This is a genomic window from Paenibacillus sp. Z6-24, from assembly GCF_054161335.1.
On sequence record NZ_CP096398.1, the window covers coordinates 1,531,810 to 1,546,900 of the forward strand.

Genomic DNA, 15,091 nt, shown 5'->3' on the forward strand with positions numbered 1-15,091 from the left:
TGCATCAGCCATGATTAACGGCATGCAAAAACAGGGAAGGACGGTTAAAGCAGTGCCATACCGCAAGTTTGCCTATGTATATGATGAGTTGATGGAAGACATGCCTTATCCGGACTGGCTGCGTTTTGTACGTGAAGCCTGGGATCGGTACGGAATGCCGCGTACGGTAGCCGAGCTGGGCTGTGGTACCGGCAGTATTACCATTCCGCTGGTGAACTCCGGCTTCCGGATGACCGGAATTGATCTGTCGTCGGATATGCTGTCGGTCGCCCGTGACAAAATGGAATCGACACCGCAGGGACACCGGCTGTTCCAGGATGGCAGTGTCCAGTGGATCTGCCAGAACATGACCAGCTGGAAGCTGCCGGAGCCGGTAGACAGCGTTATTTCCTTTTGCGACTGTCTGAATTACCTGACCGAACCGGAGGATATTGTGCATACGTTTCAGTCTACCTATGCCGGTCTAAAGCCGGGGGGTACATTTATTTTTGATGTGCATCATCCGAGCACGCTGCGCCGATATGATGAAGAGCAGCCATTTATGCTGGATGATCGGTCGATCTCCTACCTGTGGACCTGCGAGTATGATACGACCCGTACGGAGATTGAACATCATCTGACAATCTTTGCTCGGGTGGGTGAGGACAGCCAGTCACTATATGAGCGCTTCGAAGAGGTTCATGTTCAGCGCTCCTATGAACAGGAATGGCTGAGCACCGAACTGTACAAGACCGGTTTCCGCGATGTAAAATGTTATGCCGATTTTGAATGGATCGAAGCAGGCGCTGATGCAGCCCGGCTGTTTTTTATTGCTGTAAAGTAATTTTTTTATGATAAGATAATGGAATAATGTGTAAGCAAAAAGCTCCTGTCATAGGAGCTTTTTGCTTGTAAAAGCATAATAAGCAGTATGACTTAATATGAAAAAATGATGATATTTGTCGAAGCACGAATTGTGTATAATGAATATAGCGTGTAAGAATGTGCATCATACAAACAGGCAGGCGGCAATTCAAGGCTGCGATGATGGGGACGAGATATGCAGATGATTATTCAGACATTGTTCAACAATCTTACCTTTTTGACGACCGTACTCTTTTTCGGAAATCTGTTTCTAAAACTCATGGATCAAAAACTACATAGAGTGAGTTGGCTCATTCCCTTGCTTGCCGGGTTATTTGCAGGCTTGCTGGGTATTTGCATGATGAGCTTTTTCTCCATTCGTTTCCATACCGGCAATAATGCAGTTATGGTGGATTTCCGCCAGCTGGCTATTATGATTTCCTTTTATTATGGCGGAGCCTGGAGTGGACTGATCTCGGCGATTATGATAGGCCTGTACCGTTTGTTCAGCGGAGAGCCGCTGCAATTCAGTTCCTGGGTCGGTTTTGGCAATGCGATGTTTACGTATGTCGTTACCTCGCTGTGCATGCGTCGTTCACGAGAGACTTCACTGAAAATCTGGCTCAGGGCGATTATTGCTACTTTGCTGGTTTACATCGTGACTGTCACCATTTTGCAGGCGATTACACATATTGAGCTGAATCTGTTTTTTGGATTGTTATATATTTGTGCCGGGCTGTTCGCCTATTATATCATCCGCTATATTCAGCGGGCGGATGATACGCTGGTAATGATGAGGGAAGCAGCCAATCATGATTTTCTGACCCAGTTATACAACTCGCGTGCTTTTGACCGGCTGTTCCGTCAGACAATTACCGATGCAAGGGAGCATCAGCGATCGTTTGCCCTGCTGGTAATGGATATCGACTTTTTCAAGAAGATTAATGATAATTACGGGCATCTCAATGGGGATACGGTACTGGTACAGGTAGCCGAAGTGCTGAGCCGGACGATTCGGTCAGGAGATTATTGCGCGCGCAAGGGTGGGGAAGAGTTTGCGGTTATTTTGAATGCCTGCAGCTCGCGGCAGGCGGTAGAGCTGGCAGAGCAAATACGCGCTGCAATGGAGCAGTATACCTTTGTGTTGGAAGAAGGACAGAGTATTCATCTGACCGCCTCGATCGGGGTAAGCTGCTATCCATTGATCGAACCGGAACGGCTGTTTTCCGAAGCGGACCGTGCACTTTACAAAGCGAAGGAAAATGGACGCAACCGTGTCACTCTGGCTGATTGCAAACCGGCAGAGTAAGATTTGATAAGATAAATCACCAAAAAGGCTGTCTCTCCTGTAAGTATCAGGAGCAGACAGCCTTTTTGGTGATATATTAGGTTAAATAATCTCGCTCTTAGCCGATCACACCAGCTGATCCACTCAACTGATCGATTCGGCAGGCATGACTGCCTGCTTTTTGTGCAGATCGACTCTGCCGGAGAAGAAGGTCGCGCCGCCGCCCATATCGGACAGACGGTCCGGCGTTAGTGCATTCACCAGATGATCCGGCTGATGATCCGGCGTATCCGCCCATAGTCCCTGGCTGACGACTACGCCAGGCAGTACCGTCTCGCCGACAGCGGCGATCAGTTCACAGGAACCGTAATTGTTGGAGACTGTAATGGTATCGCCATTAATGATGCCTTCGCGCTCTGCATCGGCCGTGTTCATGAACAGCTTTGGCAGCTTTTCCATACCGACATGCTTGGCATTATTAGAGAAGGTCGAATTCAGGAAATTATGTGTCGGTCCCGGTACGAAAATATAGCTGTGACTGTCCTGTTCCTGGAGCGGAATATAGGTAGGCAGTGGCGGCAGACCATGCTGCAGCATGGTGCTGGAGTATAGTTCCACCTTACTGCTTGGCGTACCCAGCCGCTCCGGGTAAATGGTGGCGCGGTTCGCCTTGAGATACTGATGAGCCAGCAGCCCCTCGTAATCAATTCCCTGCAAATACGGATTGCCCGGATGAGCCAGCGCCTGGCGGATCATCTGCTCATCACTGTCCTGCAGCGCCGGCTCTTCAAAGCCCATCGCAGCCGCCAGCAGACGAAACACCTCGGTATTGGATTTACTTTGTCCATAATTCTCGATCACCGGCTGTCCGATCTGCATATAATGATGCCAGTAGGACGTATAGAAATCCAGATTCTCAAAGGCTGAGGTGGCAGGCAGTACAATATCCGCATATGCCGCTGTCTCCGTCAAAAACAGATCATGCACCACTGTAAACAAATCTTCCCGTTCAAGTCCTTCACGCACCTGCGCAGCACGAGGCGCTACGACAGCCGGGTTGCAGCTGTAGACATACAGGGAATATACCGGCGGCTCGGCAGCGGTGAGCGCCCTTCCCAGCTGGTTCATGTTAAAGGAACGGGTATTGCGGTTGTGCAGCAGATCCGGACGCTGCAGAGCGGCTCTATTATGAGCCAGATAGGCAGAATTGGAACGGATCGCTCCGCCGCCGCGTACGAGCCACTGGCCGGTTAATACGGACAGGCAGGTAATCGCGCGGGTATTCATGCCGCCGTTATCATGATGCTGCAGCCCGTTGCCGATACGGATCATGGACGGAGTTGTCTCGCTGTACATACGGGCCAATTTGTAAATGTCATCCACAGGAACGCCTGTGATGCCGGATACGGTTACCGGATCATAGGACTTCACATGCTCACGCAGCTCTTCATGCCCGATTGTATATTCATGCAGAAAATGCTCATCCACCCGGTTCTCGGCGAACAGCACATGCATCAGCCCAAGCGCCAGTGCGGTATCCGTGCCGGGGAGGATCGGAATGAACCAGTCCGCCATCCGGCCGGTCTGATTGCGGTGTACGTCGATCACGACAATTTTGGCGCCCTGCTTGCGTGCCTGTTGGGCAAGAGTAATCTGGTGCATATTGGTGCTGACCGCATTGATTCCCCACAGGATGAACAATCGTGTATGCACCGTATCTTCCGGGTCGGTTCCTATGCTGCCGCCCATCGTATACTTGAATCCTGCTCCTCCGGCTGCGGTACAGATCGTACGCTCCAGCTGACTGGCACCCAGACGATGGAAAAAGCGACGATCCATGCCTTCCGCATTAATATTGCCCATATTGCCATAGAAGCTGTACGGCAGAATACTTTCCGGACCATGCTGTTCGATCAGACCCTTCCAGCGGGAAATAATCGTCTCAATCGCCTCTGTCCACGTAATTGGTTCGAACTGGCGGCTGCCTTTGGGTCCTACCCGTTTAAGCGGCTGGGTGAGGCGTTGATCATCGTAAATGCGCTCGGACATATGCCGTACTTTATTGCATATATTGCCGCGGGTAACCGGATGTTCCGGGTCGCCGGCGATTTTGGTGATTTTGCCGTTTTCTTTATAAATGAGCAGTCCGCACTGATCCGGGCAGTCCAGTGAGCAGACCGTTTTGAAGACGCCATCCGGCTGTTGCGTATAAGCAGACATGAATCACTGCTCCTTTCGGGTGAGTATTTGGTTTAAATTTTGCTCAAAAAAATATGCATTTTAATGTCGAATGTATGACTGGGTTTAATTGAAATTAAAAAAATGTCAAATTGATAAAATTCGTCAAGCTAACATTGCTACATATCATAGCTTGTTCCTTATTATTGCACAACCTTACAACTACATATTCATTATATCTTCTATTCAGAGAGGTAGAGGGACCGGCCCTGCGAAACCCAGGTAAAAAACGTGCCAATTCCAGCAGGCATAGTAAAGTGCCGCACAAGAGACCGATATACCGTCTTGCTTCTTCGCTTTAAAGCTACACTACTTTCATTCTTTATTGCTCAGGCGATTGCCTATGCATTTATCGGCTCGATCGGTGCGCACGGAATGGTGTGGATCTTGGCAATTATATACTCTATCAGTACGGCAATTACCAGGTTTATTGCTACACCGGAAGAAGAGGCGGCCCGTGACAGATCCAAAACTGGACTGATCCGTAAAATCGCCTGATTGTATTTTTCGGAATTGTGTAATACAGGTCTAATACTGGAATGAAAATATGAAAGCAGCTGAAGATATGAATTCCAGCTGTGTTTATTGTGGGCGCTGTGATTATGGTTTATTGAAGGCATGGTTTATAGTATTCTATTGAAAATCTGAATATAGCCAAGGCATCTGCAGAAAATCCAATTAAGAGAACTGCCGATATATAACCCGGAGGATCAATTGTTCTGTGTGAATTTGCGCTTCGTCACCGAAGCATCCTACCTAAGCGAAAGCAGCTTCACTATTTCTTTCATTGACTTTAACGATTAACTTTTTTACAATAAAAACATTGTTATAACCGGATAGCTTTATGCTGATCGGTTCATAGTTAATGCTCAGTGAAAAGGAATAGTAATATCAGCAAGCATTACATAGAGAGTCGGCGGCTGGTGCAAGCCGATATGATGCTGGTGTGAACTCGCCTTGGAGATATGCGTCAGGAATAACGGAATGCAGCCGGATCACTACCGGATATCATAACCGCAGATTCTGAAACGCATCGGCTTCCTGCCGTTATCAGGAAACTAAGTGAGTGAATGGTGAAGCATACCTGTTCGCTAACTAGGGTGGTACCGCGAGATCTAACCTCTCGTCCCTAGCGATATATACGCTGGAGACGAGAGGTTTTTTGTTGCTTTCGGACGTAAAGGCTGTGTCGTCCGCACGAATAACAGAATGGATTATCAGGAGAAGGGCATCACCGAAAGCAGCCATTTTTACACTACAAGGAGGAAATACTATGACAGAAGTACACACTTCCCAGCCGGGCTACCGTCCGCAGGAACTCGAACCCAAGTGGCAGGGCTACTGGGATGAGCACAAAACATTCAAAACGACCGAGGACCCGGGCAAACCGAAGTTCTATGCGATGGACATGTTCCCGTATCCATCCGGCGCCGGTCTGCATGTAGGCCATCCGGAAGGTTACACGGCGACAGATATCGTTTCCCGTTACAAGCGCATGCAGGGTTACAACGTACTGCATCCAATGGGCTGGGATGCATTTGGTCTGCCGGCCGAGCAGTATGCGATCGACAATGGCGGTCATCCGCGTGAATTTACGATTCAGAATATCAATAATTTCCGCCGTCAGATCAAGTCCCTGGGCTTCTCTTATGATTGGGATCGTGAGATTAGCACGACTGACCCGGATTATTATAAATGGACACAGTGGATCTTTATCCAGCTGTACAACAAAGGTCTGGCTTATATCGCCGAGATTCCGGTGAACTGGTGTCCTGCACTGGGCACGGTACTGGCAAATGAAGAAGTCATCGATGGCAAAAGTGAGCGCGGTGGCCATCCGGTCATCCGTCGCCCGATGCGTCAATGGATGCTGAAAATTACCGAGTATGCAGATCGTCTGCTCGAAGATCTGGATGAGCTGGACTGGGCGGAAAGCATCAAGGATATGCAGCGCAACTGGATCGGCAAATCCAAAGGTGCGGAAGTTACTTTCCAGGTGGAAAATACAGAAGAAGAAATCCGCGTGTTCACAACACGCCCGGATACACTGTTCGGAGCAACTTACTGTGTGCTGGCTCCTGAGCATCCGCTGGTAGAGAAAGTCACAACAGCGGAGCAGCAGGAAGCAGTCAAAGCTTACCAGGAAAAAGCTTCCCACAAGAGTGATCTGGAGCGTACCGACCTCAACAAGGACAAGAGCGGTGTATTCACAGGCGCCTATGCAGTAAATCCGGCGAATGGCGAGAAACTGCCAATCTGGATCGCCGATTATGTACTGGCTGCCTATGGTACAGGCGCAATCATGGCCGTACCGGCTCATGATACACGCGACTGGGAATTCGCCCAGAAGTTCGAACTGCCGATCATCGAAGTGGTTGCCGGCGGCGATGTCACCAAAGAAGCCTATACCGGTGAAGGTGAACACGTAAACTCCGGTATGCTGAACGGCATGCAAATGGAAGAAGCGATCTCTACAATGATTCAGTGGCTGGAGGAAAACGGTAAAGGCGAAGGCAAAACGACGTATCGTCTGCGTGACTGGCTGTTCAGCCGCCAGCGTTACTGGGGAGAGCCGATTCCGATTTTGCATCTGGAAGATGGAACCATCAAGCCGGTACCGGAAGACAGTCTGCCACTGCTGCTGCCGGATCTGGAAGAGATCAAGCCGTCCGGTACAGGCGAATCGCCGCTGGCCAATGCAACCGACTGGGTGAACACGATCGATCCGGAGACAGGCATGAAAGCACGCCGTGAGACCAACACGATGCCGCAGTGGGCCGGCAGCTGCTGGTACTACCTGCGTTATATCGATCCGAAAAACAATGATGAACTGTGCTCCAAGGAGAAACTGGATTTCTGGATGCCGGTGGATCTGTATATCGGCGGCGCCGAGCACGCTGTACTACATCTGCTATATGCGCGTTTTTGGCACAAAGTGCTGTACGATATCGGCGTAGTCAACACCAAGGAGCCTTTCCAGAAGCTGGTTAACCAGGGCATGATCCTCGGTACCAACAATGAGAAAATGAGCAAATCCCGCGGTAACGTTATTAACCCGGATGATATCGTCAACGAATATGGTGCGGACACGCTGCGTCTGTACGAAATGTTCATGGGTCCTCTGGAAGCGACCAAGCCGTGGAACGAAAATGGCGTCGAAGGCATGCATCGCTTCCTGGCACGGGTATGGCGTCTGTTTATTAATGAAGAAGGCACTATCAGTTCCAAAATTGTCGACAACGGTGGCGATGACAACTTCAAGCGCACATGGCACAAAACGATCAAAAAAGTAACCGAAGATATGGAGAATCTGCGCTTCAATACGGCGATCAGCCAGCTGATGATCTTTATCAATGAAGCTTACAAAACCGACGAGCTGCCTCGTCAGGCAATGGAGAACTTCGTTCAGCTGCTGTCTCCGCTGGCACCGCATATTGCTGAGGAACTGTGGTCTCGTCTTGGTCACAGCGGCAGTATCACCTATGTAGAATGGCCGAAGCATGACGAAGCCTGGACAACCGAATCCGAAGTGGAAATCGTTATCCAGATCACTGGTAAAATCGTGCAGCGCGTCAACGTTGCCAAAGACATGGATGCCAAAGCGATGGAAGAATTCGCCCTGTCTCTTGATGCGGTCAAACAAGCGATCGAAGGCAAGACGGTTCGCAAGATTATCGCTGTTCCGGGCAAACTGGTTAATATCGTAGCCAACTAATTCAGACTATTGTTAGACGATGAATAATCGATTTGACTATTGAGCTTCTTATTATTTATCTCCTATGCGATGGGAGACCAATTACCGGGACACCGGTAATGTACCGGGTCCCGACAAACAGAGGTGCAGGTATGAAACGTAATATGATGTGGATAGCCGCCGTGTCGGCTGTACTTGGAGTCGGTCTGATCTGCTTTGGTGCCGGGCAGCCTGCGGATGAGGGGACACCCTGGACCGTACTGAATGAGAGAACCGAAGCTTCATTGGTAGAGAATGCTCAGACAGATCATGGAAAAGGGAAGACGTATTCTGCCGATGCCAGGCAGAATGCGGAAATTCCTGCTCCGCAGACAGCGACTGTCCAGCCGGTATCAACACAACCCAAGACGGGCAGCCAGCCGTCTCCTGCGGTCCAGCCGGATTCAGGTCAATCTGATCCGTCCTCTCTTGAGAGAACAGGTGAGCATTCAGCTGTGCCCGGTTCCGATACCGGTGCAGCCGCTCACTCACCCGGACGATCCGAAGATGCAGGTACTGTCCAATCCGGTAAAGGAGCACAGCCCATATCCGGCCAGTCATCTGATCCGGTAGCAGAATCTGCGGCCGAGTCATCGATCAGTACAACCACTGCAGAGGATACGTCCGGCAGAATCAGTATCAATCAGGCCGGTCTGACCGAACTGACTGAGCTGCCCGGCATCGGTGAAAAGAAGGCACAGGCTATTATCGATTACCGTAATGCACACGGTCCTTTTCGGAGTGTAAGCGAACTGGACAATGTCAAAGGGATCGGAAGCAAAATGCTCGCCAAACTGCTGCCATATGCAAGGCTTTAAATGGTTAAGGGGGAAGACCAGGATGCGTAAAGACTGGGATACGTACTTTATGGATATTGCACATATGGTATCGACACGTTCACGCTGTCCGCGCCGTCATGTCGGTTCTGTACTCGTACAGGGCAAAAAGCTGCTCGGTACCGCCTATAACGGAGCACCCATGGGTGTGCCGGACTGCTCGGAAGCCGGCTGTATGATCTCGGAGGAGGTCGAACTGGTGATATCCGGCGGTGTCGAGACAATGGTGAAGAAACAGCGCTGCATTCGTACGATCCATGCCGAGCAGAATCTGCTGCTGTTTACCGACCGTGCAGACCGCGAAGGTTCTACTGTATATGTAACGGATGAACCCTGCTGGACCTGCGCCAATATGCTGGCCAACAGCGGTATTGTCGAAGTGGTCTATCACCGTGCATATCCCAAGGATACCCGCAAAGTACATGAAATGATGCGTCAAAAAGGAATTGTATTCCGTCAGCTGCAGGCCTATGAGCCGCCGCAGCAGACTATAATTATCGATTGATTGAATATATGCCGTGCAGATGCATGTCTGCACCCTCTGTTACCCCTCATCGCACAGGAGAATAGAAGAAGTAACCATTAATGGAAGAACCATTATCAGATCCGCCGGATGCCTGTCATCCCCACGATAAGATAATGGTTCTTTTTTGCGGATTTCTATGGAAAAGATCCGATTTCTTTGTTCTATCTGTGTGATGGAGACATAGGAGGAGCAGATTCGCCAAATTTGAAAAGCAAAGGAGAAACGATGAAAACAAGACCACTGGTTGCATTGTGCGCAGCCTGGGTGACCGGCAGCATGTTTGCAGCTGTTTTGCAAAATGGCGGTTTTGGATGGGGAATGCTCGGACTATCGCTGATCGCGGCGGCGCTGCTCTTATTTTGGCCGGATCACCGACGGACGGTACTGATCCTTGCGCTGACATTGAGCTGTGCTGCGGTATACTGGCATTGGAACGACAGACATAACGAGAGCATGATACCGGCGCTGCTGCAGCAGTCACCGGAGCAGATGAATGAACAGCCTGTTTATGCGGAAGGAGTGATTACCAGCCTGCCGGAGACAGATGGAGACCGGGTTAGTTTCCGGATGAAATTGTATCGACTATCGCAATCAGAGAAAGCAAAGCCACAGCAGGAGCAGGAGTTGGAGACGGTAATCGTACAGCTCAAGCTGGCTGCACGTCAGGAACTGCAGCATGCAGCAGCATGGAAGCGCGGCGACCGCATAACGGTCCGAGGAACCTGGAAAAAGCCTGGAGAAGCGCGCAATTTTGATACTTTTGATTACCGGCAGTATTTGCGGACCCAGTACATTCACTGGATGATCAAAGCCGAAGGGGTCTCCACACTTCAGCCTTCCAATATTCATGTTACCGGTCCTGCTTCATGGCGATGGCAGCTGCTGCGCTGGAATGACGATACCCGGCAAATGCTTGGCAGCCGGATCGGACAGATTTTCCATACCGAAGATCAGGGTTATATGAAAGGACTGCTCATTGGCGATGCCAATGATATCGATCCGCAGCAGTTCGCTTCTTTTTCCCGGCTGGGACTGACGCATATTCTGGCCATCTCCGGCCTGCATGTAGCGATCTATACCGGCATCCTGCTCTGGCTGCTCCGCAAAATAGGTCTGACACGTGAAAGAGCCTGTCTGGTAGTCATGCTGCTGCTTCCCGTTTATGTACTGCTCACCGGGGCTTCGCCGTCTGCGATTCGTGCCGGTATTATGGGGATGATTGCTCTTTATGCGGCAAGCCGGGGAATGCTCAAGGACGGGCTGCATATTTTGTGTGCTGCCTGCTGGGGTATGCTGCTGTATGAGCCGTATTTTCTGCTCAATATAAGCTTTCAACTTTCCTTTGTCGTGACAGCGGGACTGATTTTGTATGTGCCTTTGATGCAGCCCTTACTGCAAAAGCTGCCTTCCCGGCTGGCTGGAGCACTGACGGTGACGCTGGTCGCACAGATGATTTCATTTCCACTAACGATTTATTATTTTAACCAGTTTTCGCTGTTGTCATTTGCGGCCAATCTGGTACTGGTACCTGTATCCAGTCTAGTTGTACTGCCGGTAGGTTCCATAGCGCTGGTAATCAGCTATATATGGCTGCAGGCCGCGGTATGGATTGGCAGTATGGTGTCGTGGATTAATATAGGGTCTTTTTGGATAATGAACTGGCTGGATGGCTTGCCGCTCATGCTGACGATCTGGCACTCTCCATCGCTTGGCTGGATACTTATTTATTATGGTGCGCTGTATCTGCTGCTTCGATACGGACGGGACCTGATACAGGGGAAGCAGGAGCAGGGCGGTTTCTCCACATCAAATGCAGCCCATTCAGGGGCTGCTGCATATCGTGGTGAAGAGGCCCAGGCTACTGCTCCATTGCCTGTTAAATATCGGAATTCCAGTAGGATGAGCGGCAGGACAAACCTTCATGGGAAAGGCCTTTTCGGCACAGGATCGGTTCATGCGATGGCTGGAGGTATGGCTGGATCTTCTCATGCAAAATCCTGCTATGTATCCGATGTTGCTCCCAAAGGGTTACTGTATCGAATCCGGCTGGAACAGCGCTGGATGGCCGTTTTTCCAGAGAGAGGGTTCCTTTTAGCAGCGCTATCTGCTGTAATTACAAGGGTTTTCTATTTTCATACTGTAGGCTCTCCCTGGCTGCGCCGCCGACTGCTTGGGATCATGCTGGCTCCGTGTCTGCTGATTGTAATGCTCATTTACGGCTATGAGAGTCCATTGCAGCATGGAGACGGTATGGTTCAGTATCTGGATGTAGGACAGGGTGACAGCATTCTGATTACCACACCGGGTGGAAAGCATATTCTGGTTGATGGTGGAGGCACGATGAATTTTGAGCAAAAAGGGCAGGAATGGCGCAGGCGCAAAGATCCTTATGAAATCGGAGCCAAACTGCTGGTGCCTCTGCTCAAGCAAAGAGGAATTCATCAGCTCGACGCAGTCATACTGACACATGGCGATCATGACCATGCAGGTGGGCTGCTGGCGGTGGCAGAGCAGATACCGATCCGCCGGTTTATATTTAATGGAACGATGCCCAAGGGCAGTGGGCTGGATGGGCTGATGCGGACACTGCTGGACAGGCAGGTACCGATATATGGCTCTTCGCCGGGAATGAAGCTGCAGCCGGATGATCAGACAGAACTTGCCTTTCTGTCACCCATAGCGGTTACTTCCGGTCTGAATACCGATAACGTAAAAGAGACTGATCCTGCCGCCGCAGCCCTGCAGTCTTCCTTGCCATATCCCCTTGCATCCGCTGTAAATCCGCTTCCGCGCAAAGAAGAACAGAATCATTATTCGGTGGTTTTTTTACTGACGATGAATTCGCGTCGGTTTTTATTTACCGGGGATGCCGATCAGACAGAGGAAAAGGGGATTTTGTATGAGCTGGCTTCCAAGCAGAACCCGCAGCCAAATCCACAGATGCAGGGTTCACAGCAATTTTCCGGCCAGTCTATTCCTATGCCGGTCGATATACTTAAAATAGGCCATCACGGCAGCAAAACATCGACCTCGGCAGAGTGGCTTCAATACTGGCAGCCATCATTGTCGGTCATTTCGGTTGGTCAGCATAATACATACGGCCACCCGACCGCAGAAGTACTGAAGCGGATTCAGACAGCTGGCTCGGATGTGGCCCGCACCGATCTGAACGGCGAAGTGCAGATAAGGGTAAATGCAGATGGCCAGCTATCCCGCCGTACACTGCTGCAGAATGATACCCCATCGAAATAGCGGCAGATCACATTCATTTCCGATCCGCCGTCTTTACTACTCATCTACCGACCCAATTAGCCGGACCCGCAGCGGAAAGTGCTGCGGGATTTTAAAGTTATCGGTCAGAAGATGACGAATAGAGCGGATTTTGGTATCCTGAATACAGCTCTCTTCCGCATTGCCGTCAAAATCGCTTCAAATCCGCTCTAAAAGTGATCTGGAAATGGCCCGGATTCGAATGATTCCTACATAGGGTAAGTGTTTACAAAGCCATTCATCAGTACCATCCGGGATGAATCAATAAATTGAAATTATTTTAAAAGTACTGCAACAATTAGACGGGGTTATGCGTCTAGGGGTTGTAAGGAGAGGGGGATCCTCCGTGGTGGAGCAGGGACTCATCAAGGCCGCCCAAGAGGGAGACCGAGATGCTCTAATCACCCTATTAAGAGAGATAGAACATCATGTGTACAAAACAGCTTACTACATTTTGAACAATGAACAGGATGCTCTGGATGCGGCTCAAGAGGCACTGATCCGTATTTACACCAAAATCGGTTCCTACGAAGAAAAAGCACAATTCAAGACCTGGGTGCAGCGAATCGTGACGAATATTTGTATTGATAAATTCAGACGCAGCAAACCTACTGTTTCCATTGAAGAACACGAAATGGTGTTCGAAGGTCATGACGATGTGGAACACGAAGTGATGCGTGCTTATACGTCCAAGGATGTGAGGGAAGCGATCAATCAACTGCCGGAGCATCACCGTACGGTTATCGTGCTTCGGTATATACAGGACCTGTCCTACAATGAAATCGCGGATTGTCTGGATTTACCTTTGAATACAGTAAAATCGTACCTGTTTCGAGCCCGGCAACAATTACAGAATCTGCTAGCAGATTATGAGAAAGGAGGAATGATTGGATGAAACGTGAAGTAGCGGAAGAGTGGATGAGCCGCTATTTGGACGGTGACCTGAATGGGGAAGATACGAAAGCCTTGTTCCGTTATATGGATGAGAATCCAGAAGCGGCAGAGACATTCCGGATTATGACGGCTTTATCGTTACGCCTGGAAAAGTTACCTGATGTCACACCAAAGTACAGCCTGGTAGATGCTATTCTGCCACAGCTCGATCTGCTGGATGAAGGACGGCGCACGGAAAGTGCTTCCGAGATCGGTATTATGGAACCACAGCAGGACGATCAGGATGAATTGGCAGATCGTCGCCGTCAGCGTCGCACCTGGCGTGAACGCCTGCCGGTACGTACGATCGGTGGTATTGTTGCTGCCGGCGTTGTACTGGGCGTATCGATCGCCAGCTACGAGCCGAAGACACTTACCGACGCAGGACCACCTTCTTCGCCATTTAGTTATAAACAGCAGGAAGAATCCCAATCCGAATCGGGCAATATTACCCCACCAGCGGATACAGAAAGCAATCTGAACCCGCAGGAATCAGATCAACCGTCTAGCGGAAGTCAGGAACCATCCAGTAGCAAGGATACCAAGGAACCTGAGACTTCATCCAATACACCTTCTGCAGGGGAAAGCACGAATACACCTACGACTTCAAAAGAGCCGGAAAGTGACGTGACTACCCGGGAAAGTACCAGTACACCGAATACTCGTGAGGAGCAGCCTCCTGCATCGGGTAACCGTGGCGGAATCCCTTCAGGGGACAAAAGGGATTCAGGTTCATCAAGCGGCAGCTCACAGCAACCTGCTACGAACCCGGAAGCATCTTCCAGCCAGAGATCCAGTTCAACGGACAGCGGCAAAACAACTCCGTCCGCTAATACGGGTTCAGGTACTGCGAACAATGATGCTTCCCAGGACAAGAAGAGCGCAGCGGACAGCAAGTCGAACGCTGATGATGCGCCTTCAATTATGTCCCAGGAAAGCACTACGCCAGATCCGGAAGCATCCGGCAATGCAGCACCAAAAGCGGATGCTCCGCCGGCAGATACGCCTACGCTGGACAGCAAGAGCACAGAACGTTCCTTACTGCCTTCCGGTGTGAACGCACCGAAGCAGGAACAGGAATGGAAGGCTCCTGGCGCAGAGTATACTGTCGTGTTGACGACAGATAATATTTTGCGGCTGGACAGTATAGCGGAAGATAATGTGAATGGACGTACCGTTGTTTCTTCCATTTCGTTGAAAGGGACCTTGATCAGCGGCAGATGGTCGGAAGATGGCAAGACATTTACCTATCAGGTCAACGAAAGCGGTATAAGCAAAACGTACAAAATTAGTATCGGTAACAATTAACAAGAGAGATAAAAAGGTTAGAATGACCTGTGATCCTGCCGTGCTGGTATACAGGCAGGATACAGGGTAAAGCATCCTGTAGATAAAATATAGTACAATGCTGAAACAAGGGACTT

At 50.1% G+C, this 15,091-nt stretch carries 9 protein-coding genes and 1 other annotated feature; of the genes, 8 read left to right on the top strand and 1 reads right to left on the bottom strand.

The annotated features are described in order from the left end of the window. Nucleotides 1–22: 22 nt before the first annotated feature. Nucleotides 23–823 carry a class I SAM-dependent DNA methyltransferase gene (locus M1D61_RS06755; RefSeq protein WP_458121677.1) on the top strand — a complete coding sequence of 267 codons (801 nt, stop codon included), beginning with the start codon at nt 23–25 and terminating at the stop codon, nt 821–823. A gap of 216 nt (nt 824–1,039) precedes the next feature. Further along, nucleotides 1,040–2,152, top strand: coding sequence for a GGDEF domain-containing protein (locus M1D61_RS06760; RefSeq protein WP_458121678.1), 1,113 nt, complete (start codon nt 1,040–1,042; stop codon nt 2,150–2,152). Between the two features lie 123 nt (nt 2,153–2,275). Here the strand turns inward: M1D61_RS06760 and M1D61_RS06765 are convergent, their stop codons facing one another. After that, nucleotides 2,276–4,351 carry a molybdopterin-dependent oxidoreductase gene (locus M1D61_RS06765; RefSeq protein WP_458121679.1) on the bottom strand — a complete coding sequence of 692 codons (2,076 nt, stop codon included), beginning with the start codon at nt 4,349–4,351 and terminating at the stop codon, nt 2,276–2,278. Between the two features lie 881 nt (nt 4,352–5,232). Then, nucleotides 5,233–5,503, top strand: a binding site (T-box leader). Nucleotides 5,504–5,642: 139 nt separating this feature from the next. Between M1D61_RS06765 and leuS the strand changes: the two genes are divergently transcribed. The 6 genes from leuS to M1D61_RS06795 all read left to right on the top strand — a co-directional run bounded on the left by leuS (nt 5,643) and on the right by M1D61_RS06795 (nt 14,975). Beyond that, nucleotides 5,643–8,084: a leucine--tRNA ligase gene (leuS, locus tag M1D61_RS06770; RefSeq protein ID WP_046214685.1), complete on the top strand. Its 2,442-nt coding sequence runs from the start codon at nt 5,643–5,645 to the stop codon at nt 8,082–8,084. Nucleotides 8,085–8,215: 131 nt separating this feature from the next. Then, nucleotides 8,216–8,920 (top strand): ComEA family DNA-binding protein, encoded by a 705-nt coding sequence (locus M1D61_RS06775; protein WP_458121680.1) that lies wholly within the window; start codon nt 8,216–8,218, stop codon nt 8,918–8,920. Nucleotides 8,921–8,942: 22 nt separating this feature from the next. Beyond that, entirely contained in the window at nt 8,943–9,443 is a 501-nt protein-coding gene (locus tag M1D61_RS06780) for a deoxycytidylate deaminase (RefSeq protein ID WP_458121681.1), read from the top strand. 246 nt (nt 9,444–9,689) lie between these two features. Continuing rightward, nucleotides 9,690–12,716, top strand: a complete 3,027-nt coding sequence (locus M1D61_RS06785; protein WP_458121682.1) for a ComEC/Rec2 family competence protein — start codon at nt 9,690–9,692, stop codon at nt 12,714–12,716. 364 nt (nt 12,717–13,080) lie between these two features. Continuing rightward, complete coding sequence (locus M1D61_RS06790; RefSeq protein WP_017811864.1) at nt 13,081–13,629, top strand: RNA polymerase sigma factor; 549 nt, start codon at nt 13,081–13,083, stop codon at nt 13,627–13,629. Next, a complete protein-coding gene (locus M1D61_RS06795) occupies nt 13,626–14,975 on the top strand; it encodes an anti-sigma factor family protein (RefSeq protein ID WP_458121683.1) in 1,350 nt (449 codons plus the stop codon). The genes M1D61_RS06790 and M1D61_RS06795 overlap by 4 nt, the downstream gene beginning before the upstream one ends. Nucleotides 14,976–15,091 lie beyond the last annotated feature (116 nt).